This is a genomic window from Sphingobacterium sp. 40-24 (genome assembly GCF_001899705.1).
Lineage (GTDB): Bacteria > Bacteroidota > Bacteroidia > Sphingobacteriales > Sphingobacteriaceae > Sphingobacterium > Sphingobacterium multivorum.
In genome coordinates this window covers 229,933-253,494 of record NZ_MKWH01000034.1, presented here as the reverse complement: position 1 = coordinate 253,494, position 23,562 = coordinate 229,933, and the positions used below count along the sequence as shown (strand labels likewise).

The window sequence follows — 23,562 nt, the reverse complement described above, 5'->3', positions numbered from 1 at the left end:
AATTTAACCGTTAATCTTTGAGGACAGAAAATTCGATGTACGTGGCATTGTTCACATCGTGAAAAATACGTTGTGTGGCTTTACGGAAGTCAGCTTTGGTAGCTGTATAAGGCGCTAAAAACACCTGTGGATTTCGTTCTGCCAGCGGAAACCAGGAGTTTTGTACCTGAACCATAATGCGATGTCCTTTTTTGAACGTATGCGCAACATCTGGCATTTCAAAATTCACCTTTTCGACCATTCCTGGAGTCAGGGCCTGCGCTTTTTCAAAACCATTTCGGTATTTCCCGGCCATGATCTCACCACGTACCATCATCTGGTATCCAGCCATTGTTTTTCCTTGATAACTTGCTGCATCGTTCGGGTAGACATCAATCAGTTTGACAACATAATCTGCATCTGTACCTGTTGAAGAAACCTTAAGGAAATTTTTGATGGGGCCAACTATAGTCAGGTCTTCTGTCAACGGTTCCGTTTGATAAACCATGACATCAGGGCGACTAGCGGCGAAACGCTGATCATCTACCATATACTCCCGCGTTCGGTTTTGGATTAGCCCACCCTGGTGCGGAACCGGTTTATTGGGGTCAGTGACATATTCATCCCAAGAATCTGTACGTTGAACTTTGTCAAATCCAAGTTTCCCCTGAGGTTGGAAGTATAGTTTTTTTGTTTCTACATTTTTGGGTGGCCATTGTTCGAAATGTTTCCATTCATTGCTTCCAGAGACAAAAATGTTCGCTTCCGATGGTGCGAAGTTCCCTTCATCTTTTAGATAATATTTGAAAAAAGGCTGTTCAAATTGTTCCTGATAGGTAACGCTGGTTTTTTTCTCAAATTGGATATCACCTAAATAGTTTCCTTCTGCACGAACCCAGCCGCCATGATACCAAGGTCCCGCGACTAAAATCGAGTTGTTTTTTTTACTTTTATCCTCAATCGATTGATAGGTCTTAAATGTTCCATAAGCATCTTCCGCGTCAAAGAAACCACCGACGACCATCACCGCTGGTTTTACCTCCTGTAAAGAATTGGTGATCACACGCGACTTCCAAAAATTATCATAGTCGGGATGTTTAAACAGGTCATTCCAAAACTGTACGGAGTCACCAAAATACTTTTCCTTCAGTTCCCATGCTGTTCCGGCTTCTAAAAAGAAGTTGTATTTATCGGCTTCTTTAATCTGAATTTTGCTCTTGAATTGATCTGGGGTGATGGGTTTTGGACGCGGGACACCAAAGGTTGACATGAAGGTGAATGCATCCTGAAGAAACAGTACGCCATTATGGTGGAAGTCATCGCCGATATACCAGTCTGTTACCGGAGCTTGTGGGGAGACCGCTTTCAAGCTCGGGTGCGTTTTGACCAATCCAACGGTAGAATAGAAGCCTGGATAGGAGATCCCATAGAGTCCGGCTTTGCCATTATAGTTTTTGAGATTTTTCTGTAGCCATTCAAGCGCATCATAGGTATCTGTACTTTCATCGATGGCATTTTTGTCTTTGCTGTAGGTGGTCGGACGTACATCTTCAAATTCACCTTCGCTCATCCACTTGCCCCGCACATCTTGGTAGACGAAAATATAGCCTTCACGCATCATCGTCGGAAAGTTGCCCAGGCTTTTTTTGTATTCGTTTTGTCCATAAGGAGAAACCGTGTAGGGCGTTCTATTGAGCAAAACTGGATATTTCTTCGATTTGTCTTTTGGACTGTAGATCGCAGTAAATAATTTTTTCCCATCTCGCATGGGGATTGCTACTTCGGTCTTTTCATAATGATCTCTAACATAAGCCGAGTCGGCAGCGGTTTGAGCATGTAACTGGCTTGCGCTTAAAAGCGCCAAAGTTAGGCACGAAATTGTATTTTTCATTCAGATAATTATTTGTTCAGTACATTCTTTGGTGTAAAACTCTACTTTACACTTGGTTTCGTTCGTTGCAATGTTATGGATACTCTTATGCACCTTAGGCTATAGGGGATACCGTTAAATTTGTCATCGCGCTACCGATTGGCAGACCATTTATCCAATAACAATGCGCAGGTCAAATGCTGTTGGTTTATAAATTGAACGATAGACTCATTGCCTGTATTTAGATTTTAGGCTAAAGTTAGTGCTACTAAAACCATTTTCCAATTTTATTGTCATATTTATGGGAAATAGAAAAAGAAAAATTGACCAATTTTTAAGAAAGAAAAACTTTTTTTGGATTGAATTTGGATTAGTTTTCGAATCTTGATATATTGAGTAAAATTAAGGACAATTGTTTTTTGGGTTAACAACTTTAGCTAAAAACGTTAAATTCCAGTTAGATGGACTAGTAGAATACTAAATAATAATTCATTTTCGGATTATTTCTTAAGGTTTCGAATGGGCTTCGTATCGCTATTTGTCACGATTTTATAAATTAAGTGCGGGGTGGTATGAAATATGTTTTTTTAAGCTAATTTTAAGAATTATTTTATCATAATACATCAATTAAATAACAATTTAAGTATATAGAATTAATATGGGACAACAAGTGAAAGATGCCAATGGAAAATTGGGTATTCTTATTCCGGGATTAGGTGCTGTGGCTACAACATTAATCGCTGGTGTGGCATCTATAAACAAAGGTTTTTCAAAACCAATCGGATCTGTTTCTCAATTGAGCAGAATCCGTCTGGGTAAACGCACTGAGAACAGAAATCCATTAATTAAAGATTTCGTCCCTTTAGCAAAACTGGAAGATGTTGTTTTTGGTGGCTGGGACGTATACGAAGATAACGTATATGAGGCTGCATCAAAAGCACAGGTATTGGAGCAAGGTCAATTGGATGCTGTTAAGGCTGAATTGGAGGCTATCCAACCGATGAAAGCTGTGTTTGACCGTAATTTTGTGAAAAATTTGGACGGAACGCACATCAAATCTGAAAAAACTCGCCGTGAATTGGCAGATGCTGTACAACGTGATATTCGTGAATTCAAAGAGAAAAACGGATTAGACCGTATTGTCTTGGTATGGTGTGGATCTACAGAGCGTTATATTGAGACAAACGAAGCTTTTTCAACCTTAGCTAAATTAGAGGAAGCGTTAGATAATGATGATCAACGTATTCCACCGAGTATGATCTATTGTTATGCGGCATTGAAAGAGGGCGCTCCGTATGTCAATGGTGCACCAAATTTAACATGTGACGTTCCAGCGATTGTTGAGTTGGCGCATGAAAATGGTGTAGCAATTGCAGGTAAAGATTTTAAAACAGGTCAAACATTGATGAAAACAATTGTGGCACCTGGTCTTCAAGCGAGAGCTTTGGGTGTTGAAGGTTGGTTTTCGACGAATATCTTAGGTAACCGTGACGGATTAGTATTGGATGATCCTGAAAATTTCAAAACAAAAGAAGTGTCTAAATTATCGGTATTGGAAGAAATTCTAGATGCGAAAAAGAACCCTGAGTTATACGGTGACCTTTACCATAAAGTACGTATCAACTATTATCCTCCACACGGTGATAATAAAGAATCTTGGGACAACATCGATATTTTCGGTTGGTTGGGCTACAAAATGCAGATTAAAATCAATTTCTTATGCCGCGATTCAATTTTAGCAGCACCGGTTGCCTTGGATTTGGCTTTGTTTATTGACTTGGCGCAACGTGCAGGCATGTCGGGTATTCAAGAGTGGTTGTCATTCTACTTGAAGTCGCCTCAAACAGCTCCAGGATTGCCTCCTGAACACGATATCTTCAAACAATTGATGAAATTGCAAAATACATTGCGTCACATTATGGGTGAAGATTTAATCACACATTTAGGACTGGATTATTACCAGGAGCTAGTCGATAGTATTCAATAAGCTAACTTAATAAGAGCGGGGAAACAATTGTCTAAAAACAGTTTTTCCCCTTTTTCTTCAACATCTTTACGGTATTGAAGATTTGTGATATAACCCTCTGTAGACTTTTGCGCTTACGAACGCTGAGATAGTGACGGGGGTTTTGCTTTTTTATAAATGATTTTATTTTGCAATTAGAAGAAATGGAATTTGCAATTATAGCGGCGGGAGAAGGTTCTCGATTGCGAAAAGAGGGGTTCAATTTACCGAAACCCTTGCTACCATTACATGGAGTTCCATTAATTGAACGATTGATTCGCGTGTTTGTTAAAGAAGGAGCGCAAAGAGTTCATGTTATTATCAATAAACAATCTCCGGAGCTGAAATTGTTTTTGGAAAAAACGACGTTTGAATTACCTATCCTGCTTATAGAGGAAGATACTGCAAGTTCATTGCATAGTTTTGCCTTGCTTGTCAAAAACAACCCCGATTGGTCGTCCTGTTGTCTGACCACAACAGATACGGTTTTTAGGCCACATGAATTTCATGCCTATTTAGAAGCATTTCAGCAACATCAACAGGCCGATGCTTTTATGGCTGTAACTCCTTTTGTTGACGATGAGAGTCCGCTCTATGTGAACACCAATTCGCAGCTTCGGGTGGAAGCTTTTTTGGATACGGCAACCGCCAAAACGAAGTACGTTTCTGGGGGAATTTACTGCTTTCGTCAGGCGGCGATGGACTGTGCGTTGAGCTCCGTCGAAGCAGGTAATTCCAGAATGCGTAATTTTCAGCGTGCTCTATTGGAAAACGATTTACAAGTAGAAGCATTTGTATTTGAAAAGGTGGTCGATATTGATCATTTAAAAGATCGTGTTGTCGCAGAACAATTTTTGAGTGAGGAGGTTAGTTAGTAAAATGAGCGATATGATTTCTATTTTAGGCGTAACTCGAAAAAATCGCTTTTCACCCAACCATGTGGGGAATGATGCCGCCATATTCAATGAAGTAGTTTTAAAACTGACTGAAAAAGGTGCCTCGGTAGAGCTTTGTAACGAGGATGAATTTTTGTCTTCAGCATCCGTGAAGCAGGATAATATTCTGACTATGGGGAGAACAAAGACTTTAGTGAAAAAGTTGCAATCTCTTCAAAATAATGGGGTCAATGTTTTGAATTCTGGATTTGGAATTGAAAATTGCTTTCGGAAAAATATGACCCTTAAGCTTTTGGAAGGTGGAGTTCCTTATCCGAAAAGTATCGTGATCTCTACGGTTGCCGATATTCAATCTATTTTTGAGAAACTGAAAGGAAAGGGTGTGTGGATCAAACGTGGCGACTTTCACGCCATTCATAAAGAAGATGTTACTTTTGCCGCTAGTCTGAAAGAAGCGCAACATATCTTGAATGAATATGCGCTCCGCGGGATTAAAGAGGCGGTGATTTCTGAACATCTTGCCGGAGACCTACTAAAATTTTATGCGGTGCGGGGAACGGATTTCTTTTTTTATTTTTACCCCTATGAACACAATCATCACAAATATGATTTGTATGAACAAATTAATGATGAGGTCGTACACTTTCCTTTTGATCTCGACAAGCTAAAAGAAGTCGCTAATCGTGCGGCAGAAGTCCTGGATGTACATATCTACGGCGGCGACGTGATTATTGATGCAAATGGAGACTTCCATATTATTGACTTAAATGACTGGCCAAGTTTTGCGCCTTGTCGGGCAGAGGCTGCAGAGGCCATTGCTCAAATGGTTTACCATAAATTTACTGAAAAGAACCACAATGCAGAAAGAACAAGTTAATGTAATCGAAGAAGATAATTTGAGTGCATTCGAACAATCTTTAAAATCTAATGATACTGAGGAACGAATTGATATTTGGTTTTATCGACCTATAGGTTATCGCATTGCGCAAGTCTGTGCAAAAATTGGTATTACACCCAACGCTGTAACCATTATTAGTATTTTCTTTGGCGTTGCGGCGGGTATTTTATTCTATTACCCGGCGTTATGGATTAATGTGATCGGCATGCTTTTATTGGTTTTTGCCAATTCTCTAGATAGTGCCGATGGACAGCTGGCCAGAATGACGGACAATAAAAGTCGCTTTGGTCGTATCTTGGATGGTTTTGCTGGCGATTTTTGGTTTGCTTCTATTCATATTGCGATCTGTTTACGCAGTATTAACGAGGGGTGGCCACAATGGCTATGGGTATTTTGTGTGCTTGCAGGTGTATCGCATATGCTTCAGTCAGCAATGGCTGATTATTATCGTAACGTGCATTTGTATTTTATAAAAGGTAAAGCTGGAAGTGAGCTGGACAATACACGTGATTTGAAAGTTGACTACGATGCCTTGTCCTGGAGCAAGAATTTTTTCAGCAAATTTGTGTTAAATGGCTATATGGGCTATACACGAAACCAGGAAAAGCTTTCGCCAAAACTGCAAAAGCTACTGCGCCTAGTGAAAAGTCGCTATAAAGACGAATTGCCAAAACAATTAATGGTCGACTTTAGAACTCAAAATAAACCATTGATGAAGTATACAAATATTGTACAGTTCAATACAAGGGTGATTTTCCTATTTGTTTGGTTGTTTATCGGCCAACCTTGGATTTACTTTTTCTTTGACATGTTTGTCCTAAATCCGATATTGATCTATATGTGTAACCGACAAGAAAAGGTAAGTGGCTATTTTGTTGATAAATTAACAAATGATCCAACCTATGGGTAGCAAAATCTATAAAGTGCTCTTTATGCTGATCGGTATAGGTACACTGGCCTATATGATTCATGCAATGGGAATTGATGAGATTTGGAACAACCTTGAAAATATTGGCTGGTGGTTTCTGCCTGTACTTGGTAGCTGGGCAGTACTCTACTGGATGAATGCTATGGCATTTAAGGCAATTATTCAGGAACCGGAATTGCCACAGACAAACGTCCCTTTTTGGAAGGTCTTACAATTGACAATATCGGGGTATGCCATCAATTATATAACACCATTTGTTGCGTTAGGAGGGGAGCCTTATCGTATTATGGAGCTTAAAAACTATGTCGGTGGTTCGAAGGCAGGTTCATCTGTGCTGTTATACGGTGTCATGCACATCCTATCGCATATTTTATTTTGGGTCGCTTCTGTTTTTCTAATTCTTTGGTTTGTGCCTGCTAGCACGATGGTCAATGTGGCCTGTGCTGCGATTTTTGTAATGGCTATCATCTGTACTTGGCTATTTACAAAATTTTATAAGAAGGGAATTACCGTTTCACTATTGAAAGCCTTGTCTAAACTGCCTTTGGTAGGCAAGAAAGTGGGTGATGTACTGGATACGAAATATGAAACTTTGAATGACGTCGATCAACAGGTGAAAAACCTCTTTCAAAATCGTCGTGATCGTTTCTATACGGCGCTTTTTTGGGAATTTGTAGCACGCGTTGTAGGCTGTTTTGAGATTTATTTTATTGGTTTGGCTTTAGATATCAATATTGATTTTATTGATGCTATGATCATTAGCTCAGGATCTTCCCTATTTGCCAATCTTGTTTTTTTCTTTCCAATGCAGTTGGGAACCCGGGAAGGTGGATTGGCAATGGCCGTAATGAGTATAGGATTGCCTGCGAAAGTCGGTATTTTTATGGGTGTTGTGACACGAATTAGGGAAATTGTGTGGATTATGATCGGTTTGGGGTGGATGAGTTTAGTAAAAAAGAAATAACATGGATAAGTTTAATATTAAAGGAATTATTTTTGATTATGGTGGAACCTTAGACACCAATGGCGGCCACTGGGGAGCTGTTATCTGGTCGGGTTATGAAAAATATCAGGTTCCCGTAAATTTGAACGCTTTTCAGGAGGCCTATACCTACGCGGAACGTCAGATGGCTTTACAACCTATTATTAAACCGCAGTTTAATTTTTTGGAAGTGCTTGAAGCAAAGCTCAATGTGCAATTTGATTATCTTATTGCTGCAGGGTACGACTTAGACCGATCATTAGCGCATAGAATAGCCTTTGACGGTTATTCATTGGCGAAGAATACGGTTGAAGAGGTAAAACCACTGTTAAATTCACTCCATGAAAAATATCCGATTGTCATGGTTTCCAATTTTTATGGTAATTTAAAATCGGTCCTTGATGATTTTGGGATTCTGTCTTATTTTCAGGAAGTTGTGGAGTCGGCTGTCGTCGGTGTGCGCAAACCTGATCCTGCCATTTATGCCTTAGGTGTAACTAAAATAGGACTTCCTGCACAAGAGGTATTGGTGGTGGGTGATTCCTATAGTAAAGATATGGTACCTGCCAAAGCGGTTGGCTGCCAAACCTTATGGTTGAAAGGGCAGACTTGGGGCGAGGATAAATTGCAGGATACTGGAGCTGCAGACCAGCAATTTACAAGCATCTTCGATTTAATCGACTTTGTTTAAGTAGAGATTCTGACGAAATTCTTTAGGCGAGATTCCAACATTTCGCTTAAAGAATTTACCAAAAAAAGATTGATCCGAGAAATGTAATTTCACTGCAATTTCTCCGATAGGAAGCCCCTGGCAAAGTAATGATTTTGCTTCCTCCACTAAAACGTTCTGAATAAGTTCTATTGCTGATTTTCCAGTTAGTTCCTTGGTAATCACCGATAGGTGTTTCGCTGTGATGCCAAGTTCCATCGCATAAAATTGCACCATGTGTTCTTTATGAAACGACTTTTTTAATAGCAAATGGAAATTGGCCAGAATCTCTCTTTTCCGGGAGGGAATAGCGGGTGTATTTCGCATATTTTGGCTTCCTAGACGGGCTATTTCACAAAATAATATTTCTGTTAATGACTTAATAATCTGATGTTGGAAAAGGTAGCTAGAGTCTTGTCGGTCGTAATGAATAAACTGTTTAAATAAGTTAGATAAGTTGATCGAATCTTGGTTCGATAGCGACCAGATGTAACTGTCACTTAAGGCAAGAGATTTTTTGGTGACCTCGAAGAAATCTTCTTGAAAATCCAGTTTGAAGCTAAAATCCAGCGTAAAGAAAATCAAATATACCTCACAATCCCAAGATTTGACGACCGAAGAGCCATTCACTCGGGAGGATGGATTGGTTAACAATAGGTGATTTTGAGCAACTTGTACCCGTTCATTATTAATCATGAAGGAAGTCTCACCTTTTTTTATTAAACAGAGCGAATAGAGGTCACCTTTTGTTAAAATCTGCTGCTGCTCGGAACTAAAGACAGGTTTCGATTTGTTGCCCTTAAAATGAAAGACATAAAAACCCTTGTTTTTGATGGGAGTTTCCTTTACAGACATGTTTATTTTACGATAAAATCAAAATAGGTTTTACGATAAGGTTCATCTTGCAAAGTGTAATGCCACCATTCCTTATCATAAGCTTTGAAGCCAAATTTAGCCATCGCTTCTTTTAAAATCTTCCGGTTTTCTTTCTGTTGGACGGTCAGATGCGCATAGTGATGATGGGAGACTGCGCCGAAAAAATCAAAAGGTCCACCCATATCAATCTCCTTATGATCTTTTAAGCTAATGAGCGTTAGATCGACTGTACTGCCACGGCTGTGGCCTGATTTGGAGGCAATAAAGCCTAGATTGAACAAGTTCTTCTTATTGATAAGCGGGTAGAATTCCCTTTTTGCGATGGTATCTTTGGTGTTTAAGGACCATGTTTTAAAGTTGTCAACAGCACGTTGCGGACGGTAGGCATCGAATATTTTCAGGCCAAGACCTTTTTTATTTAAATGGTTCTCGACCTGCTGCAGTGCTAGCGCTGCGCGCTTCGTTAAAATAGCGACTGGTTTTTCATAACCTTGAATTGGCCTTCCGGTGAAGTTGTGGCTACCAAAATAACGCATTTCTAAACTTATTGTTGGAATAATGTCCTTGACGTATACAAAATCTGAAGGCATGGTCTTTTCCTGCGCACTGAGAGAAAGCGTGGAAAGGCTTAAGGCAAATATAAGACACAAGTTAAATTTCATGGAATGAAGATACAACTTGTGTCTTAATTAATATAATATAAAACGTTATTCTCGTTCGTAATGACAAGAATGATCTTGAATTCAGCTTATTGACCAATTTGTGCTCGTATTGATCAACAGCCCACTAATGATCCGCTAATTTTTTTCTCAGATAATTGTATATTTCAATCTGCGAACGGCATGGCGCCTTTTTATTCTCAACGTAATGATTGCTCAGTGAATTGTTGAGTATACGGGCCTTGACATTATCATTGAGCTGGATCTGAAGCATTTCTTTTAAATCTTCCTTGATTTTTTTACTTGTTATTTTGACCGCTGCTTCGATGCGATGATCCAAGTTTCTTGTCATCCAATCTGCCGAGGAAATAAATAGCTGCTCTCGGCCAGCGTTGTAGAAATACATCACACGTGCATGTTCCAAATACTCATCGACGATTGAAATGGCATTCATTTGCAATTTAAAGGTTTTTTGATTTGTTGCACAGTAGATTCCCCGGATGATAAGGTCTATTTTGACACCAGCTGTTGCGGCATCATAGAGCTTTTTAATCATTTCTTTATCGCTCAGTGAGTTTACCTTGACAATAATATATGCTTTTCGACCAGCCTTGGCTTCGGTAATCTCCTGATCGATGTAGTGTAGAAGTTCCCTGCGCATATCCGTTGGGCATATCAACAGACTTTTGCAATTTTTGATAATTTCAGCCGGATTTGACTTAGGACGTCTCAGGTAATTGAAAACCTTATTTATATCGGCAATAACATCCCTATTACTCGTTAATAGGCAGTAATCTCCGTATAATTTAGCCGTTTTTTCATTGATATTTCCTGTGCTGACAAAACCATACTGGATCGTTTTCATTCCAATACGTTTTTTGATGACGCATAGTTTTGCATGGACCTTTTTATTTGGGATACCGGTCAATACCTTGATGCCTTCCAGTTCAAGTTTCTCTTTCCAGTCCAAATTGTTTTCTTCATCAAATCTTGCCCGAAGTTCAAGCATCACGGTGACTTCCTTTCCATTGCGGGCCGCGTTAATCAGGGCATTTGCAATTTTTGAATTCGAGGCTAAGCGGTATGCCGTAATCTGGATGGTTTTCACATCTGGATCCATCGCTGCTTCACGAAGTAGATCAATGATCGGTCTAAACTCATGATAGGGGAAGGAGAGCAGCACATCTTTTTTCAATACAGTATCCGTTACACGTTCGTAGTTCTTGAAATAGGGGTGTGGAAAGGACGTCCGTTCCAAGGGCTGATTATAGGATTTAAACACATTGGGAAAATCCATGAAGTGTTTGAAGTTGTGTATTTTTTGTCCTGGAATGATGCTGTCTTTTTTTGAAAGGTTAAGTTTCTTGATCAGGAATTCTACCAATTTATGGTCCATCTCTTGATCAAAAATAAATCGGGTAGGTTTACCTTTTCTTCTGTTTTTTACCCCTTTGCTTATCTTTTCGACCAGCGTCGTGTTGATGTCATTGTCAATGTCAAATTCGGCGTCTTTTGTGACTTTAAATACATGTGCATTGAATACATCAAAACCGAAATAGGAGAATATCAGAGGAAGATTAAACTTGATAACATCCTCCAAAAGTATGATGTGTTTTTCATCTTTTGGCGATGGCAACTGGACGAAGCGTCCATTTTGACTGGTCGGGATTTCGATGAGTGCAAATTTGGTTTCGTACTGCCATTCCTGTTTTCCCATCGCAATGCCCAAATAAAGGCTCTTATCCCGAATATAAGGCATAGGCCGCACATCGTCCAATATCAGCGGAATGACGTTCGATTCTACGTCATCCTGATAATAGTCACTCACAAACTTCTGTTGTTCGGGGTTGAGTTCCTCACTGGTCTTAATATAGACATTTTGTTTGGCCATATCTTTTTGGATACGATTCCAGGTACTGTCAAATTTCTTTTGCTGCTTGATGACCCGGATATTGAGCTCTTCTAGGATAAGCTGAGGATCTTCATAGAAGGATTGATTGGCACTTTTATCTTTGAGGTCTATAGCCCGTTTTAGACCTGCAACACGCACGCGGAAAAATTCATCGAGGTTATTGGAAAATATACCTAAAAATTTGATTCTTAAGGGTAAAGGGACAGTCTCATCCGCAGCTTCCTGAAGTACTCTGCCATTAAAGCTCAACCAACTAACGTCTCTAGGAATAAATTTTTTCGCCATAGCTAAATATACGTAAATTTAAAAAGCAAAACTATAGCTCTGCAGGGGATAATCGAACTTTTTTGTGTTAAAGAATTATTAAGTTATTTTTTGTTGATGTATTTCGAGCGTCGTTTTAAGGTGCATTTTTGCCATCATTCTTCTTCCCTAGAAATAACCGCTACAAGGTCGTGCACTGCATGGAAAAAAAATCCCCCAAAGTCTTGCAGACTTTGAGGGACATGTCATTATGTTTGATTTCGTCTATTTCTTCTTTCCGTACTTTTTGGAAATTTGAATAGCTTTGTATTTTGTCGTGTCAAAATGGGGTGTGTCAATTGATAAGCTTGTCGGATAAGGAGCGCTTCGATCAAAGAAATACACCGTTGTTGTGCTTCCGTAATCATTGACAGGCATCAAGTCAAGACAGCCTGTATAATCTGCGTTCAACAGGTCACCTACTGTAACGGCATAGATGCGTATGATACCGCCTTTATTTTGTTCATTTCTGACGAAAGCGACTTCCTTAAAACCTCCCGGTAAATCTTCAATACTTTTCTGATTGAAGCTATCTTTTAAAATAAAACCCAGCAGCACTAAAATCGGTATGACCAAAAGCCATAACCTTTTATTCTTCTTCATTAAAAAACACTTAAATTGTAATAGTAATACCTAATAACTTATAAAACTCTTTTAAAATTGCCTGATGTCCTGGCCAAGCAGGAGAGGTGACCAAATTTCCGTCTACGACCGCTTGATCGGCAGGGATATTTTTCCATGTGCCGCCCGCTAGTTCGATGTCTGGACCTACAGCAACATAGGCTGTCAATGTACGACCTGCGAGTACTTTTGCAGCTGTTAACACCTGGATACCATGACATATTGCCGCCACAGGTTTGTTGTGCTCAAAGAAGTGTTTCGTAATCTCCAAAACACGTTTGTTGAGTCGAATATATTCTGCCGATCGTCCGCCAGCAATATATAGACCGTCATAGTCTTCAACATTTACCTGGTCGAAATCTTTATTGATTGCGAAATTATGCCCGCGCAATTCTTTGTAGGTCTGATCACCAGTGAAATCATGTACTGCTGTGGGAACTACATCCCCGCTTTTGCGGTCTGGAGCAATTGCATCTACCGTTATCCCTATAGAACCCATTGCTTGAAATGGAACCATTGCTTCGTAGTCTTCTACAAAGTCTCCTACAAGTAGTAATATTTTTTTTGCCATATCAAAAAACCTCTTTTAATAGGTTTTCAATTTACATATTAAAAGAGGTTTTTACAATGATTATTTGTTAATCTTTTGTTAACCCTGAACGGATAATTTTTCGGCAAGTGCACGTTTTGTTTTACGTACTTTAGCTTCTAATTGACTTCTTAAAGTCGGGTCGATAATACCTTTACCTTCTTCAAAGTTTTTGTGGAATTCGGGAAGAGAAAAGGAATCTAATATATCGGCACCGTCCCAAGTGATTCGATTGACAGCAGTGTTCAAAACTGTGGCACCTCCCATTGGACCAGGGGCAGTTGCCAATAAGAAAACAGGTTTGCCGTTGAATAATTTACGGTTAGGAATCCGTGAAACCCAGTCAACGATATTTTTGTAAGCTGTGGTATAGGATCCATTATGTTCGGCCAAAGAAATCAACAGGAAATCTGCGGCATCCATTTTAGCTGCAAAGTCATGCGCTAATTGAGGAATGCCCAACTCGACTTCTTTGTCGTAAGAATAGATCGGCATTTCAAAATGGTTTAAGTCTAGCAATTCGATGGTATCGTCGGCTTCCTTGTAGTATTTTGAAGTACTTGTGACAAATGTTTTGTTGATTGAGTTTTTGTTGCTTGTGCCTGCAAATGCTAATATTTTCATCTTTATATCATTAATTTATGAGGTGCTGCATAGGGTTAAAAATACCCCATACTGGCCTCGCTGTTACCTTTGGAAAATCATGGTTTTCGCATGTTTTCGATTTGATTTATTTTTAAATCGGGTCAAACTTACAATATAATTGCTGAATAAATGTCAATCAAATGTCTCTGTGGGGTGTTCTGCTTTATTTATTGATGTAGATCAAGAAAATTAAAACGTTCGTACATGCCAAGTAGGCCTGTAAGTCCGCCGGTATGTATTACGAGTACCTGATCGGCGGGGGTAAAGTAGTCCTTTTTGATCAGGTCATCCACGGCATAGAGCAATTTGCCGGTATAAGTAGGTTCAATCATTATTCCTGTGGATGCTATAAAATGTTGAACGAAGACGAGCAAGTCGGCGTTGGATTTGGCATAACCACCAAAATGATAATCAAGGTGTAAAATAGGCGGGGGGATGTTGGGGTAAAGTTGATCGACTTCCGTTTGAATAAAGCCACCATTTTTTAAAACAGGAACGCCATGTACATGGGTAAATAGATCTCGTTTTTCGACAGCATTGCCTATTCCCGCTAATGTTGTTCCTGTACCACAGGCTGTAAAAATATGCTGATATTCATGTTGGAGTTCGTCAACGATTTCGGCGCAACCTTTCGCTCCGAGCATACCGTAACCGCCTTCATGTATATAGAATGTCGTCGGATCCTGACCAAAATAACGCTCGTATAAATTTTCTTTATTTCGGTAAGATTCGCGGTCGACGTAAATAAGCTGCATCCCAAAAAGACGACACATCGTTAAAACAGGGTTGTTAACCCCTTCTTCACCTCTAACAAAAGCAGTTGTTTTAAACTTGAAGGTAGCGCCGGCGCAAGCAGTAGCCAAAAGATGGTTGCTCCATGCCCCGCCAAATGTAACCAGATGGCTTTTCCCTAGCTGCACTGCTTCTTCCAGATTATATTTTAATTTTCGCCATTTATTGCCCGAAATAAACGGATGTATGAGGTCATCCCGCTTAAGCGTTACTTTAATATGCTTCTTCTCCCAGGCCGGAAGGCACAATTCAGTTTCGGGACTATGGATTTTGAACGGCAACATAACATTAAATGAAAACAAATTTAACGAAAATTGTTTCATTTGGTTTATTTTTGTAGCATGACAGAACAAATTGGATCGCAAGATCAGGAAGAACAGGAATTATTTGAGCATCTACGTATTGAGGTGGATAAGGGGCAAGCATTACTCCGCATTGATAAATATCTGATGAACAGGGTGGAAAATGCTACGCGGAGCAAAATTCAGCATGCTATTGAAGCTGGTTCTGTCATGGTTAACGGTAAGGAGATCAAGGCGAGCTATAAGGTTAGACCTGATGATGTGATTACATTAGTGCTACCTGATCCGCCACGGGATAACGAAGTTTATCCTGAAAACATTCCATTAGATATCAAATACGAGGATGACGATGTGTTGATCGTGAATAAGGAGGCGGGAATGGTCGTGCATCCAGGATATAATAATTATACAGGAACCTTGGTCAATGCATTAACGTATCATATACAGCAGCTGCCACAGCTACCTGGAAACTCCGATCGCCCGGGTTTAGTGCATCGAATCGATAAAGACACCTCCGGATTATTGGTCATTGCTAAAAATGAAAAATCAATGGCCTTTTTGGCAAAGCAGTTTTTCGATCACAGCATTACCCGTAAATATATTGCATTAGTTTGGGGAGATTTAAAAGAGGACGGAACAATCACAGGTTATATTGGACGTCATCTAAAAGACAGACGTATCATGGCGATGTATGATAGTGAAGACAAGGGGCGTTGGTCAGTGACACATTACCGAGTTTTGGAGCGACTGGGCTATGTTACCCTAATAGAATGTCAATTAGAAACGGGACGTACACATCAAATTCGTACGCATATGCAATCTATTGGTCATCCGCTATTTAATGATGCCATGTATGGCGGCGATAAGATTTTAAAAGGTACCGTGTTTTCAAAGTACAAGCAGTTTGTGGATAACTGTTTTTCATTGCTGCCGCGACAAGCACTTCATGCGCAAGTATTGGGATTTATTCATCCTTCTACAAAAGAAAATATGTATTTTGAGGTACCATATCCGGAAGATTTTCGTTTAGCTTTAGAAAAGTGGCGCGGATATGCGGCAAATTCAATGGCTATAGAACATGATTAAAATTTAGAACAAAATTAAGATGCCAACAAACTATATCAATTTCAATGGCAATGTAGTGCCGGAAGATCAGGAAATATTTAGCATTGAGAATAGAGGTTTTCGTTATGGGGACGGACTGTTCGAAACGATGTTGTATAAGGATGGTGATATCCGCTTTCTAAATTTTCATGTCGAGCGTTTACAAAAAGGAATGGAGTTGATTCATTTGGATGATGCAAACCTTTTCGATGCATTTTTTATTCGTTCGAGATCCGAAGAATTAATCCGTAAAAACAATATGTTGGGACAGCAGGTTCGTATCCGGTTGATCGTATTTAGATCTGGTGGCGGATTGTATAGTCCGACGAGTAATAAACCTGGTTTTGTTTTGCAGGTGCAGCGCATAGAACCTAATCTTCGCGATAAGAAGGTCGGTTTGATTGTAGGGCTGTACAATGAATTCAAAAAACCTTATAGCGATCTTTCAAAGATTAAATCTTTAAATGCGCAGATTTATGTGTTAGCTGGCATCTATAAAAAGAAAATGGCTTTTGATGATGTGTTAATTCTAAATCAGGAAGGTTACCTATGTGAATCCTTAATTTCAAATATCTTTGTCTATTATGAAAAGGTGCTTTATACACCAGCATTATCCGAAGGATGTATTGAAGGGGTGATGCGTCGGGTAGTCATGGACATGGCACAGGATGAAGGTATAGAAGTGGTGGAAGCACAGATAAGCCCCGAAATCATGAAACGGGCAGATGAGATTTTCTGTACCAATGCTGTACAGGGGGTACAATGGGTAATGGGCTATAAGCAAAAGCGCTATTTCAATAAGATATCGCGGATCTTACAGGAAAAATTACAGCATTGGAACTATGACCTCAGTGATGAACAAGACTAGTTTAATTTGATCATTCATACAAAAGGGCAGAACTTAATTCTGCCTTTTTGTATGAATGATTCGCTCAGCCCATTGCTCAAATGCTGTTTTAAAGCTGCGGAGAAAATCTTTGGTTTTTGCTAATTCCACTGTTCCACTTGGACCGATACAGCTGCCGATATCGCCCAGATAAGCTTCAGGTTGCTGCATCGTTGGGATATTGACGAAGACAAGTAATTGACGCAAATGATGGTTGGCCCCAAAGCCCCCATAAACTCCCGTTGATGAGGAAATTATTGCGCCAGGTTTACCATCCCATTTATTTTTTCCATAGGGTCTCGAACCCACGTCAATCGCATTCTTTAATACCGCCGGAATCGAACGGTTATACTCTGCGGTAACAAAAAGCACAGCATCCAAGGACGCGACCTCTTGACGGAAACGGGTATAGCTAGCCGGTGGGTTACCAGCATCGTCAAAATCCTGATTATATAAGGGGAGATCGCCGATATCAATCATGCGATAGCTAAATTTCGATTCCTCCTGGTCGAGGATAAACTGTGCGATCTTTTTATTGAAAGATTCCTTTCTCAAGCTGCCGACAAATATGCCTACGTTATATATACTCATGGTAATTATTCATTAAAGTCCTATCAATCTGAACAACGGATCCTTCAAAAAGGTTTGGGGTATTTTGTGAATTACACTATTTTCAACCTGTTCAAAATGAGGTTTTTATTGTTGCGTTAACAAAAATTAACATTTGAACATTAATCTTTTGCATACTGTTTGTTGTCGTATTGTAAAGAAGAAATTACAAACTAAGGGAGGAGCTACTTATGAAAAAATTGTTTTATGCGGCGGCGATCATTGCAGGCCTTTTTACGGCGGGAGCTGCACAGGCGCAAGTGAGTATCAGTGTCAATATTGGAAGTCAGCCTAGTTGGGGACCAGCGGGTTATGATTACGCGCGTTATTATTATATGCCAGAATACAATATGTATTACGATGTACCCGCGAGATGTTACGTTTATTATGATAACGGCGGCTGGATAAGAAGAGCAAGTTTACCGAGACGATATAGACATTACGATTTTTATCGGGTGCATAAAGTAGTAATCAACGATCGCACACCTTGGCATCATCACGATCGCTACAGAAGCCGTTATGGCGGTTATCGGGGAAGGCAGGTCGCCATTCGAGACAGTCATCATGGTGGTGGATATTCATTTGCAAGCGAGCGTCGGGTAAGCCGCGAACATTCATGGGGTGAGCGTCGGGGATACGATAGAGGAAACGACCGCGGTTATGGACGAGGTCGCGAAGGTGGTCACGGGCGTGGCAATGATCAGGGACATGGACACGGGCGAGGTAACGGTCATGGCGGAAGACATCGGGATTAATTGAGTAGCTGAATAACAGAATAAAAAAGGAATCTATATCAACATAGGTTCCTTTTTTTTGGCCGGAAATAACAGCTGGTCTGCTTTCGTAGCGCTGGAGGCATGCGAAATCATGACGCTTTGAGTGCCATGCACAATAAATTAAATAACATAACAGCTTTATTAATGAAAAATATATTAATTTTGCGCAACACGGGACTGAAATCAGCTTATTTTAGATGATTTTGAGTATTTGTGAAATAATTGTGATGGTAAGTTAATTTTTGTAATGAGAAAAGTAGTTAATTCGGGTGTTGTATGGGTAGGGTTAAGTATATCTATTTTGGGATTTTACTCCTGCAATCAAAGTGGGACAAATAAGGTTCAAAATGTGGGGGCTGTTGACTCTATGCCACCAAAAAAGGATAGTTTACTTGCCGTGCAGGATTCAATAAGTAAAGTAGATTCGCTACGGAAAGACACCATTACAAAAATGGAAGAAGATGTGGACTACAAAGGAGCTAAAGATACAACGGTATTGTTGACTGATACTGTTTCTCCACGTTACATTTATCTCACTTTTGACGATGGACCCTTAAATGGAAGTCAGCACCTTGATTCCATTGCGACAGCAAAAGGCATTAAAATCAATGCTTTTCTGATTGGCAATCATGACAAGATGAGTAAGAAGTTACACGGCTTTACAGAACGTTATAAAAATAATCCATTAGTAGATTGTTACAACCACAGTTACTGGCATGCACATAATAAGTACAGTACGTTCTATTCGAATGCGCAGACGGCCTTTGAAGATTTTGAACTTGCTGAGCAATCGCTGGGCTTAACACATAAGATAGTGCGGCTGCCGGGGCGAAATATCTGGTATATCGGAGACCGCAAAAAGGTTGATTTGAAAAGCGGGGCTTCGACGGCCGAGCTACTACACCAGAATGGTTATAAAGTAATTGGTTGGGATTGTGAGTGGAAGATTAATGGTGTTACGGGGAAACCGGACCTATCGGTGAATCAATTGTATACCCAAATGAAGAATTTACTCCGCAAAGGTACGTCTTATACAAAGAACAATGTTGTGCTATTGACTCATGACAATATGTACCAAACGAAAAAAGGGCAGCGGCTATTATCGGACTTGATCGATAGTCTCAAACAACATCCAAACTATCGTTTCGAATTTGTGCGGAATTATCCGCAATAGTGGCAACTAGTATCTATTTAAATAATTAAGGCTTAAACGGGAGTTCTCCAGTTTAAGCCTTAATTATTTAGACGAAAAGTCTATTTTAATTTTGTTTACGGAGATATTTGGTCAGTATCACGATGGTTTGGCCCTCAATCTTTCCCTCAATTTGCTCGATATTGTCTGCTACCAGTCTAATATTCTTAACCACGGTACCTAAAGTCGCTTTTAAAGAGGAACCTTTCACATCAAGCGTTTTTGTCAGAACAACAGTGTCGCCCTCCAATAGTCGTTGCCCGATGCTATCTTCATGAAATGAAACATAGCCGTCATTTTCATGGTCTCCAGTTTTCTTAGCTTCAGCTAGTGTCTCATCGTCTAAATATAGAATATCCAATGCTTCAGACGCCCAACCTTCATTTTTTAGTCGGTTTAACATACGCCAGCATACAATTTGTACCGATGGGTTCTCGGACCACATTGCATTTGGAAGGAATTTCCAATCGTCCGGATTTAATTGCTCCGTTTTGTTGAGCTGATTGACCAATGTTTCTGAAATCAGTAAAGTATTGTCCAAATTTGATGTTATTTCCGGTGGTAATGTATAAGCAATTAAAGTGGCATCTTCGCCTGTCAGCTCACATTTTCCGCCAGCTCTCGCTTGTAATTGTTCTTCTAATTTCATGTCAGTTTTTTTGAAAGCCCAAACTTAGCCAAATTTGTTTTGATGTACAATGACGAATATCACGACTTAGAGAAATAACTCCTGTTTTTGTCCCTTTAAAGCATTGTTTTTGCTAATGACTATCTTTTCTTACCGGTAAATTTATGATATGAGCGAGCTATGATGTAAATTGTAGCATGAGTTTTTTCTTCAAATAAATCTACTTCATGTAGAACATTGGTACCGAATTTGTGTTTATCCAACATTAGAAAAGATTATTAACTGTAATATAGAAATACTATGAAATGGCAAGGAGGTAAACAAAGTGGTAATTTTGAAGACCGCAGAGGAATGTCGGGGGGAGGAAAAATTGCTTTAGGAGGAATTGGTGGAATTATTGTTTTGGTCATTGGATTTTTGATGGGTGGAGATCCGAGTCAACTCTTACAGCAGGCTCAAAATATGGGGGCGCAAACCGAACAGTCCGGGCAGCCACGTGAGTTAAATCCTGAAGAAAAAAGGCTAACCGAATTCTCCTTGACTGTACTCCAAAGTACAGAGGATGTTTGGGCAAAGCTGTTTAAAGAGCAGATGCAGAAGAGTTATACGCCTACTACCCTTGTTTTTTATGATGGTGGTACACAAACGGATGGTTGTGGCATGGGACAGGCCTCTTACGGACCTTTTTATTGTCCTGGCGATCAAAAGATTTACCTGGATCTGAGCTTTAGTAAAGAACTGTCGGATAAATTCGGGGCGAAGGGAGAGTTCGCCATGGCGTATGTAATTGCCCATGAGGTTGGACACCATATCCAACAGTTGGTGGGTTTATTACCAAAGACCAATCAGGCCCGTGGGCAAATGAGTGAACGCGAAAATAACCGGATCTCTGTGATGACCGAACTGCAAGCTGATTTTTATGCTGGAGTATGGGCGCATTATCTCAATGAATATACCGATATAAAAATCGATTATAATGATATTATGGACGGTATGAAAGCTGCCGAAGCAGTGGGAGATGATAAATTACAGACAGAAGCACAGGGCTATGCTGTTCCTGAATCATTTACGCATGGTACGTCCGCTCAACGTATGGAATGGTTTAAAAAGGGATATGATTCGGGGGATATGCGATCGGGCAACACCTTTGAAGATCCGAGTCTGAAATAAAGATCATATTTCGAATGAAAAACCACCTGTTCACACATCATGAACAGGTGGTTTAATTAAATTGCCCTATGTGTTTCACCACCTACGCTTTCATTTATTTGGGAATATAAAGGGTCATCACAAAACCCGTGCTGAATCATGTTGGATCATTATTGAACCAACAAATTACATCCCCTGATATCACTTTGGTCAAAACGTCCTAATATTTCAAAAGATCCATCTGGATATACTTTACCCAAATCCTGCGTGGCTATAAATGAACACGAGTAACGATTCGCAAGGTCGATGACGTTGATACCACCAGTTTTATTCATGGGAATTAGGCTCAATGGATCATTGGTGTCGCGAATCAAGATTTTCATCCATTTGGGAAGATGGAAAATTCCCTGACCTGAAGAATAACCTTGTGAGAGTAATTCTGTCATGCCATATTCCGAATGGATTCCATGGACGGAAAAGGCTTCTTCCAGGAGTTTATGGATTTCCTGTTTGACCATTTCCTTGCGTTTACCTTTCATTCCGCCAGTTTCCATAATAATCAGTTCAGGAAATTCAAAGGCGTATTGTTCAATGAAGTCGAGTAGGGCGTACGTTACGCCGAAAAGGATTGTTTTTGTGCCTTTATTTTTGAGCGCCACAAGTGTATCGTAAAGCTCTTGGTGGTTATAGAGAAAATAATTGCTTTCAGGCTGCTCACTTTGCTTCATGAGATCATCAATCATGTAGATTAAAGATGAACCGCTTCTTTCAAGGTATGAGGGTAGAAGGGCCAGTACGGCGATATGGCTTAGTGGACCATAGAAGTCTTCAAAAATCCGACGGAAAGTGCGTTCGTAAATACGGAGGTCAGCGACTAAATGTTTTGAGGTGACCATACCCGTTGTACCCGAACTCGAGAATACGATTTCAGCCTCCATTCCTTCAGCAATAACCTGTTGCGTCTTAAAAAATTCAATAGGCATAAAAGGAATATCCGTATAGTGCTGAATAAGGTCTTTTTCTCTGCCGAGGAGGCTGATATAGTCACGATAAACCTTACAATGCTGGCTCTGGAATTGGTAGGTATCTAAACAATGCTGATTAAAATCATCCTCGGTTTTAATTTCAAAAAAATCCTTCCAGTTCGCCATAGCATTTAAATTTGATCGACAAAATTAACGAAAATTTGTAAATATTGGAGGCGATCTATAGATTCCTTCTTATCAGAAGCCTATTGAAGATGTTTGGTATTATTAACAATACAGGTATGCGGAGACAGAAAATTCTGTAAATAGAAGGAGAAGTATAGTGTCTTTGTCCGGTATATCCAGGTTAGAGGGGTAGATAGATCGGGATCGTCGTAAAACATAACTAGAGAACAGGCTTAGGTCAAGGTAAGAAAACTTGACCTAAGCCTGTTATTTTTTATAACATACCACCATCAACAGGAAGAACCTGTCCGGTTACGTATGCCGATAAGTCAGATGCTAAATAAAGACATGCATTGGCAACATCTTCTGGTTGGCCAGCACGTTTCAATGGAATTCCAGCTTCCCATCCTGCCACGACTTTAGGATCCAATACATCTGTCATTTCGGTACGTATAAAGCCTGGAGCAACTACGTTTGCACGGATATTACGAGAACCTAATTCTTTAGCGACCGATTTTGTGAACCCAATGATACCAGCTTTTGATGCAGCATAATTTGCCTGACCAGCATTTCCTTGAACGCCAACAACGGATGACATATTGATAAATGAACCTTTACGGTTTTTCATCATAATTTTTGAAGCAGCTTTTGTAACGTTAAAGACAGATTTTAAGTTCACATTTAATACATCATCCCAATTCTCTTCGGTCATACGCATTAACAGGCCGTCTTTTGTGATACCAGCATTATTGACAACAATATCTAATCCGCCAAAATCAGCGACGATCGCATTGATCAATTGTTCTGCTTCTTCAAATTTTGAAGCGTCAGAGCGATAACCAATCACTTTGGTGCCAAAAGCCTGAAGCTCCTGCTCCAACGCCTGTCCTTTTTCGACAGAAGAAAGATACGTAAAAGCGACGTTAGCACCATGTTGTGCAAAGACTTCTGCAATTTTCCTTCCGATTCCTTTTGATGCTCCTGTTACTAAAGCAATTTTTCCTTCAAGTATTTTCATCTGTATAAGTTATTTGTTCTTCAATTAATTACACTATGGCATTTATGACCATTTTCCTCGTGCTTTCTTTCGCTCACGGCCCG

The 23,562-nt window shown here is 39.9% G+C and carries 23 protein-coding genes; 11 read left to right on the top strand and 12 right to left on the bottom strand.

All coding sequences use genetic code 11. The features are described from left to right. Window positions 1–10: 10 nt before the first annotated feature. Window positions 11–1,870, bottom strand: a complete 1,860-nt coding sequence (locus BGP15_RS12965) for a CocE/NonD family hydrolase (RefSeq protein WP_286769745.1) — start codon at window positions 1,868–1,870, stop codon at window positions 11–13. Between the two features lie 637 nt (window positions 1,871–2,507). Between BGP15_RS12965 and BGP15_RS12960 the strand changes: the two genes are divergently transcribed. The 6 genes from BGP15_RS12960 (at window position 2,508) to BGP15_RS12935 (ending at window position 8,249) form a co-directional block, all read left to right on the top strand. Further along, entirely contained in the window at window positions 2,508–3,836 is a 1,329-nt protein-coding gene (locus BGP15_RS12960) for an inositol-3-phosphate synthase (protein WP_070569637.1), read from the top strand. A 167-nt stretch (window positions 3,837–4,003) separates the two neighbouring features. Then, window positions 4,004–4,729: a nucleotidyltransferase family protein gene (locus tag BGP15_RS12955; RefSeq protein ID WP_286769744.1), complete on the top strand. Its 726-nt coding sequence runs from the start codon at window positions 4,004–4,006 to the stop codon at window positions 4,727–4,729. Window positions 4,730–4,742: 13 nt separating this feature from the next. Then, window positions 4,743–5,627 carry an ATP-grasp domain-containing protein gene (locus BGP15_RS12950; RefSeq protein WP_231585333.1) on the top strand — a complete coding sequence of 295 codons (885 nt, stop codon included), beginning with the start codon at window positions 4,743–4,745 and terminating at the stop codon, window positions 5,625–5,627. Next, window positions 5,608–6,558, top strand: a complete 951-nt coding sequence (locus BGP15_RS12945; protein WP_286769743.1) for a CDP-alcohol phosphatidyltransferase family protein — start codon at window positions 5,608–5,610, stop codon at window positions 6,556–6,558. Before BGP15_RS12950 ends, BGP15_RS12945 begins: the two co-directional genes overlap by 20 nt. Next, on the top strand, window positions 6,551–7,540 hold the full coding sequence (locus BGP15_RS12940; RefSeq protein WP_204990742.1) for a lysylphosphatidylglycerol synthase transmembrane domain-containing protein: 990 nt from the start codon (window positions 6,551–6,553) through the stop codon (window positions 7,538–7,540). Before BGP15_RS12945 ends, BGP15_RS12940 begins: the two co-directional genes overlap by 8 nt. 1 nt (window position 7,541) lies before the next feature. Beyond that, window positions 7,542–8,249: an HAD family hydrolase gene (locus BGP15_RS12935; protein ID WP_070569646.1), complete on the top strand. Its 708-nt coding sequence runs from the start codon at window positions 7,542–7,544 to the stop codon at window positions 8,247–8,249. Here BGP15_RS12935 and BGP15_RS12930 read toward each other — a convergent pair. The 7 genes from BGP15_RS12930 to BGP15_RS12900 form a co-directional block, all read right to left on the bottom strand. Beyond that, on the bottom strand, window positions 8,232–9,122 hold the full coding sequence (locus BGP15_RS12930; RefSeq protein WP_286769741.1) for a helix-turn-helix domain-containing protein: 891 nt from the start codon (window positions 9,120–9,122) through the stop codon (window positions 8,232–8,234). The two genes, BGP15_RS12935 and BGP15_RS12930, sit on opposite strands and share 18 nt — an antisense overlap. A 2-nt stretch (window positions 9,123–9,124) precedes the next feature. After that, entirely contained in the window at window positions 9,125–9,805 is a 681-nt protein-coding gene (locus BGP15_RS12925) for a M15 family metallopeptidase (RefSeq protein ID WP_286754395.1), read from the bottom strand. Between the two features lie 124 nt (window positions 9,806–9,929). Continuing rightward, entirely contained in the window at window positions 9,930–11,999 is a 2,070-nt protein-coding gene (gene ppk1 / locus BGP15_RS12920) for a polyphosphate kinase 1 (RefSeq protein ID WP_046675796.1), read from the bottom strand. A gap of 243 nt (window positions 12,000–12,242) precedes the next feature. Next, a complete protein-coding gene (locus BGP15_RS12915; RefSeq protein WP_046675797.1) occupies window positions 12,243–12,620 on the bottom strand; it encodes a hypothetical protein in 378 nt (125 codons plus the stop codon). 10 nt (window positions 12,621–12,630) lie between these two features. Then, window positions 12,631–13,209, bottom strand: coding sequence for a DJ-1/PfpI family protein (locus BGP15_RS12910; RefSeq protein ID WP_070569652.1), 579 nt, complete (start codon window positions 13,207–13,209; stop codon window positions 12,631–12,633). A gap of 78 nt (window positions 13,210–13,287) precedes the next feature. Further along, window positions 13,288–13,851 (bottom strand): NADPH-dependent FMN reductase, encoded by a 564-nt coding sequence (locus tag BGP15_RS12905; protein ID WP_046675799.1) that lies wholly within the window; start codon window positions 13,849–13,851, stop codon window positions 13,288–13,290. A 188-nt stretch (window positions 13,852–14,039) separates the two neighbouring features. Beyond that, window positions 14,040–14,987 (bottom strand): 1-aminocyclopropane-1-carboxylate deaminase/D-cysteine desulfhydrase, encoded by a 948-nt coding sequence (locus BGP15_RS12900; protein WP_239468705.1) that lies wholly within the window; start codon window positions 14,985–14,987, stop codon window positions 14,040–14,042. A gap of 18 nt (window positions 14,988–15,005) precedes the next feature. Here BGP15_RS12900 and BGP15_RS12895 point away from each other — a divergent pair, with 18 nt between their 5' ends. Both BGP15_RS12895 and BGP15_RS12890 read left to right on the top strand, forming a co-directional pair. After that, window positions 15,006–16,052, top strand: coding sequence for an RluA family pseudouridine synthase (locus BGP15_RS12895; RefSeq protein WP_046675800.1), 1,047 nt, complete (start codon window positions 15,006–15,008; stop codon window positions 16,050–16,052). Between the two features lie 19 nt (window positions 16,053–16,071). Continuing rightward, window positions 16,072–16,938 carry an aminotransferase class IV gene (locus BGP15_RS12890; RefSeq protein ID WP_046675801.1) on the top strand — a complete coding sequence of 289 codons (867 nt, stop codon included), beginning with the start codon at window positions 16,072–16,074 and terminating at the stop codon, window positions 16,936–16,938. Between the two features lie 33 nt (window positions 16,939–16,971). On the opposite strand, the gene BGP15_RS12885 is transcribed toward BGP15_RS12890, so the two are convergent. Next, window positions 16,972–17,547, bottom strand: a complete 576-nt coding sequence (locus BGP15_RS12885) for an NADPH-dependent FMN reductase (RefSeq protein WP_286769740.1) — start codon at window positions 17,545–17,547, stop codon at window positions 16,972–16,974. A gap of 209 nt (window positions 17,548–17,756) precedes the next feature. Between BGP15_RS12885 and BGP15_RS12880 the strand changes: the two genes are divergently transcribed. Continuing rightward, on the top strand, window positions 17,757–18,320 hold the full coding sequence (locus BGP15_RS12880) for a hypothetical protein (RefSeq protein WP_115048048.1): 564 nt from the start codon (window positions 17,757–17,759) through the stop codon (window positions 18,318–18,320). Between the two features lie 268 nt (window positions 18,321–18,588). After that, complete coding sequence (locus BGP15_RS12875; protein WP_070569659.1) at window positions 18,589–19,515, top strand: polysaccharide deacetylase family protein; 927 nt, start codon at window positions 18,589–18,591, stop codon at window positions 19,513–19,515. An 85-nt stretch (window positions 19,516–19,600) separates the two neighbouring features. On the opposite strand, the gene BGP15_RS12870 is transcribed toward BGP15_RS12875, so the two are convergent. Beyond that, on the bottom strand, window positions 19,601–20,182 hold the full coding sequence (locus BGP15_RS12870; RefSeq protein WP_046675805.1) for a PhnA domain-containing protein: 582 nt from the start codon (window positions 20,180–20,182) through the stop codon (window positions 19,601–19,603). Window positions 20,183–20,461: 279 nt separating this feature from the next. Here BGP15_RS12870 and ypfJ point away from each other — a divergent pair, with 279 nt between their 5' ends. Next, a complete protein-coding gene (ypfJ, locus tag BGP15_RS12865; protein ID WP_070569662.1) occupies window positions 20,462–21,331 on the top strand; it encodes a KPN_02809 family neutral zinc metallopeptidase in 870 nt (289 codons plus the stop codon). 149 nt (window positions 21,332–21,480) lie between these two features. On the opposite strand, the gene BGP15_RS12860 is transcribed toward ypfJ, so the two are convergent. Beyond that, entirely contained in the window at window positions 21,481–22,461 is a 981-nt protein-coding gene (locus tag BGP15_RS12860) for a LuxE/PaaK family acyltransferase (protein WP_201639401.1), read from the bottom strand. 274 nt (window positions 22,462–22,735) lie between these two features. Next, window positions 22,736–23,479: a 3-oxoacyl-[acyl-carrier-protein] reductase gene (gene fabG / locus BGP15_RS12855; RefSeq protein ID WP_046675808.1), complete on the bottom strand. Its 744-nt coding sequence runs from the start codon at window positions 23,477–23,479 to the stop codon at window positions 22,736–22,738. Between the last annotated feature and the right edge of the window lie 83 nt (window positions 23,480–23,562).

Coding starts and splice junctions, on each gene's coding strand:
- BGP15_RS12965 (WP_286769745.1), bottom strand. CDS start 1,870: ATGAAAAATACAATTTCGTGCCTAACTTTGGCGCTTTTAAGCGCAAGC.
- BGP15_RS12960 (WP_070569637.1), top strand. CDS start 2,508: ATGGGACAACAAGTGAAAGATGCCAATGGAAAATTGGGTATTCTTATT.
- BGP15_RS12950 (WP_231585333.1), top strand. CDS start 4,743: ATGATTTCTATTTTAGGCGTAACTCGAAAAAATCGCTTTTCACCCAAC.
- BGP15_RS12945 (WP_286769743.1), top strand. CDS start 5,608: ATGCAGAAAGAACAAGTTAATGTAATCGAAGAAGATAATTTGAGTGCA.
- BGP15_RS12940 (WP_204990742.1), top strand. CDS start 6,551: ATGGGTAGCAAAATCTATAAAGTGCTCTTTATGCTGATCGGTATAGGT.
- BGP15_RS12935 (WP_070569646.1), top strand. CDS start 7,542: ATGGATAAGTTTAATATTAAAGGAATTATTTTTGATTATGGTGGAACC.
- BGP15_RS12930 (WP_286769741.1), bottom strand. CDS start 9,122: ATGTCTGTAAAGGAAACTCCCATCAAAAACAAGGGTTTTTATGTCTTT.
- BGP15_RS12925 (WP_286754395.1), bottom strand. CDS start 9,805: ATGAAATTTAACTTGTGTCTTATATTTGCCTTAAGCCTTTCCACGCTT.
- ppk1 (WP_046675796.1), bottom strand. CDS start 11,999: ATGGCGAAAAAATTTATTCCTAGAGACGTTAGTTGGTTGAGCTTTAAT.
- BGP15_RS12915 (WP_046675797.1), bottom strand. CDS start 12,620: ATGAAGAAGAATAAAAGGTTATGGCTTTTGGTCATACCGATTTTAGTG.
- BGP15_RS12910 (WP_070569652.1), bottom strand. CDS start 13,209: ATGGCAAAAAAAATATTACTACTTGTAGGAGACTTTGTAGAAGACTAC.
- BGP15_RS12905 (WP_046675799.1), bottom strand. CDS start 13,851: ATGAAAATATTAGCATTTGCAGGCACAAGCAACAAAAACTCAATCAAC.
- BGP15_RS12900 (WP_239468705.1), bottom strand. CDS start 14,987: ATGAAACAATTTTCGTTAAATTTGTTTTCATTTAATGTTATGTTGCCG.
- BGP15_RS12895 (WP_046675800.1), top strand. CDS start 15,006: ATGACAGAACAAATTGGATCGCAAGATCAGGAAGAACAGGAATTATTT.
- BGP15_RS12890 (WP_046675801.1), top strand. CDS start 16,072: ATGCCAACAAACTATATCAATTTCAATGGCAATGTAGTGCCGGAAGAT.
- BGP15_RS12885 (WP_286769740.1), bottom strand. CDS start 17,547: ATGAGTATATATAACGTAGGCATATTTGTCGGCAGCTTGAGAAAGGAA.
- BGP15_RS12880 (WP_115048048.1), top strand. CDS start 17,757: ATGAAAAAATTGTTTTATGCGGCGGCGATCATTGCAGGCCTTTTTACG.
- BGP15_RS12875 (WP_070569659.1), top strand. CDS start 18,589: ATGAGAAAAGTAGTTAATTCGGGTGTTGTATGGGTAGGGTTAAGTATA.
- BGP15_RS12870 (WP_046675805.1), bottom strand. CDS start 20,182: ATGAAATTAGAAGAACAATTACAAGCGAGAGCTGGCGGAAAATGTGAG.
- ypfJ (WP_070569662.1), top strand. CDS start 20,462: ATGAAATGGCAAGGAGGTAAACAAAGTGGTAATTTTGAAGACCGCAGA.
- BGP15_RS12860 (WP_201639401.1), bottom strand. CDS start 22,461: ATGGCGAACTGGAAGGATTTTTTTGAAATTAAAACCGAGGATGATTTT.
- fabG (WP_046675808.1), bottom strand. CDS start 23,479: ATGAAAATACTTGAAGGAAAAATTGCTTTAGTAACAGGAGCATCAAAA.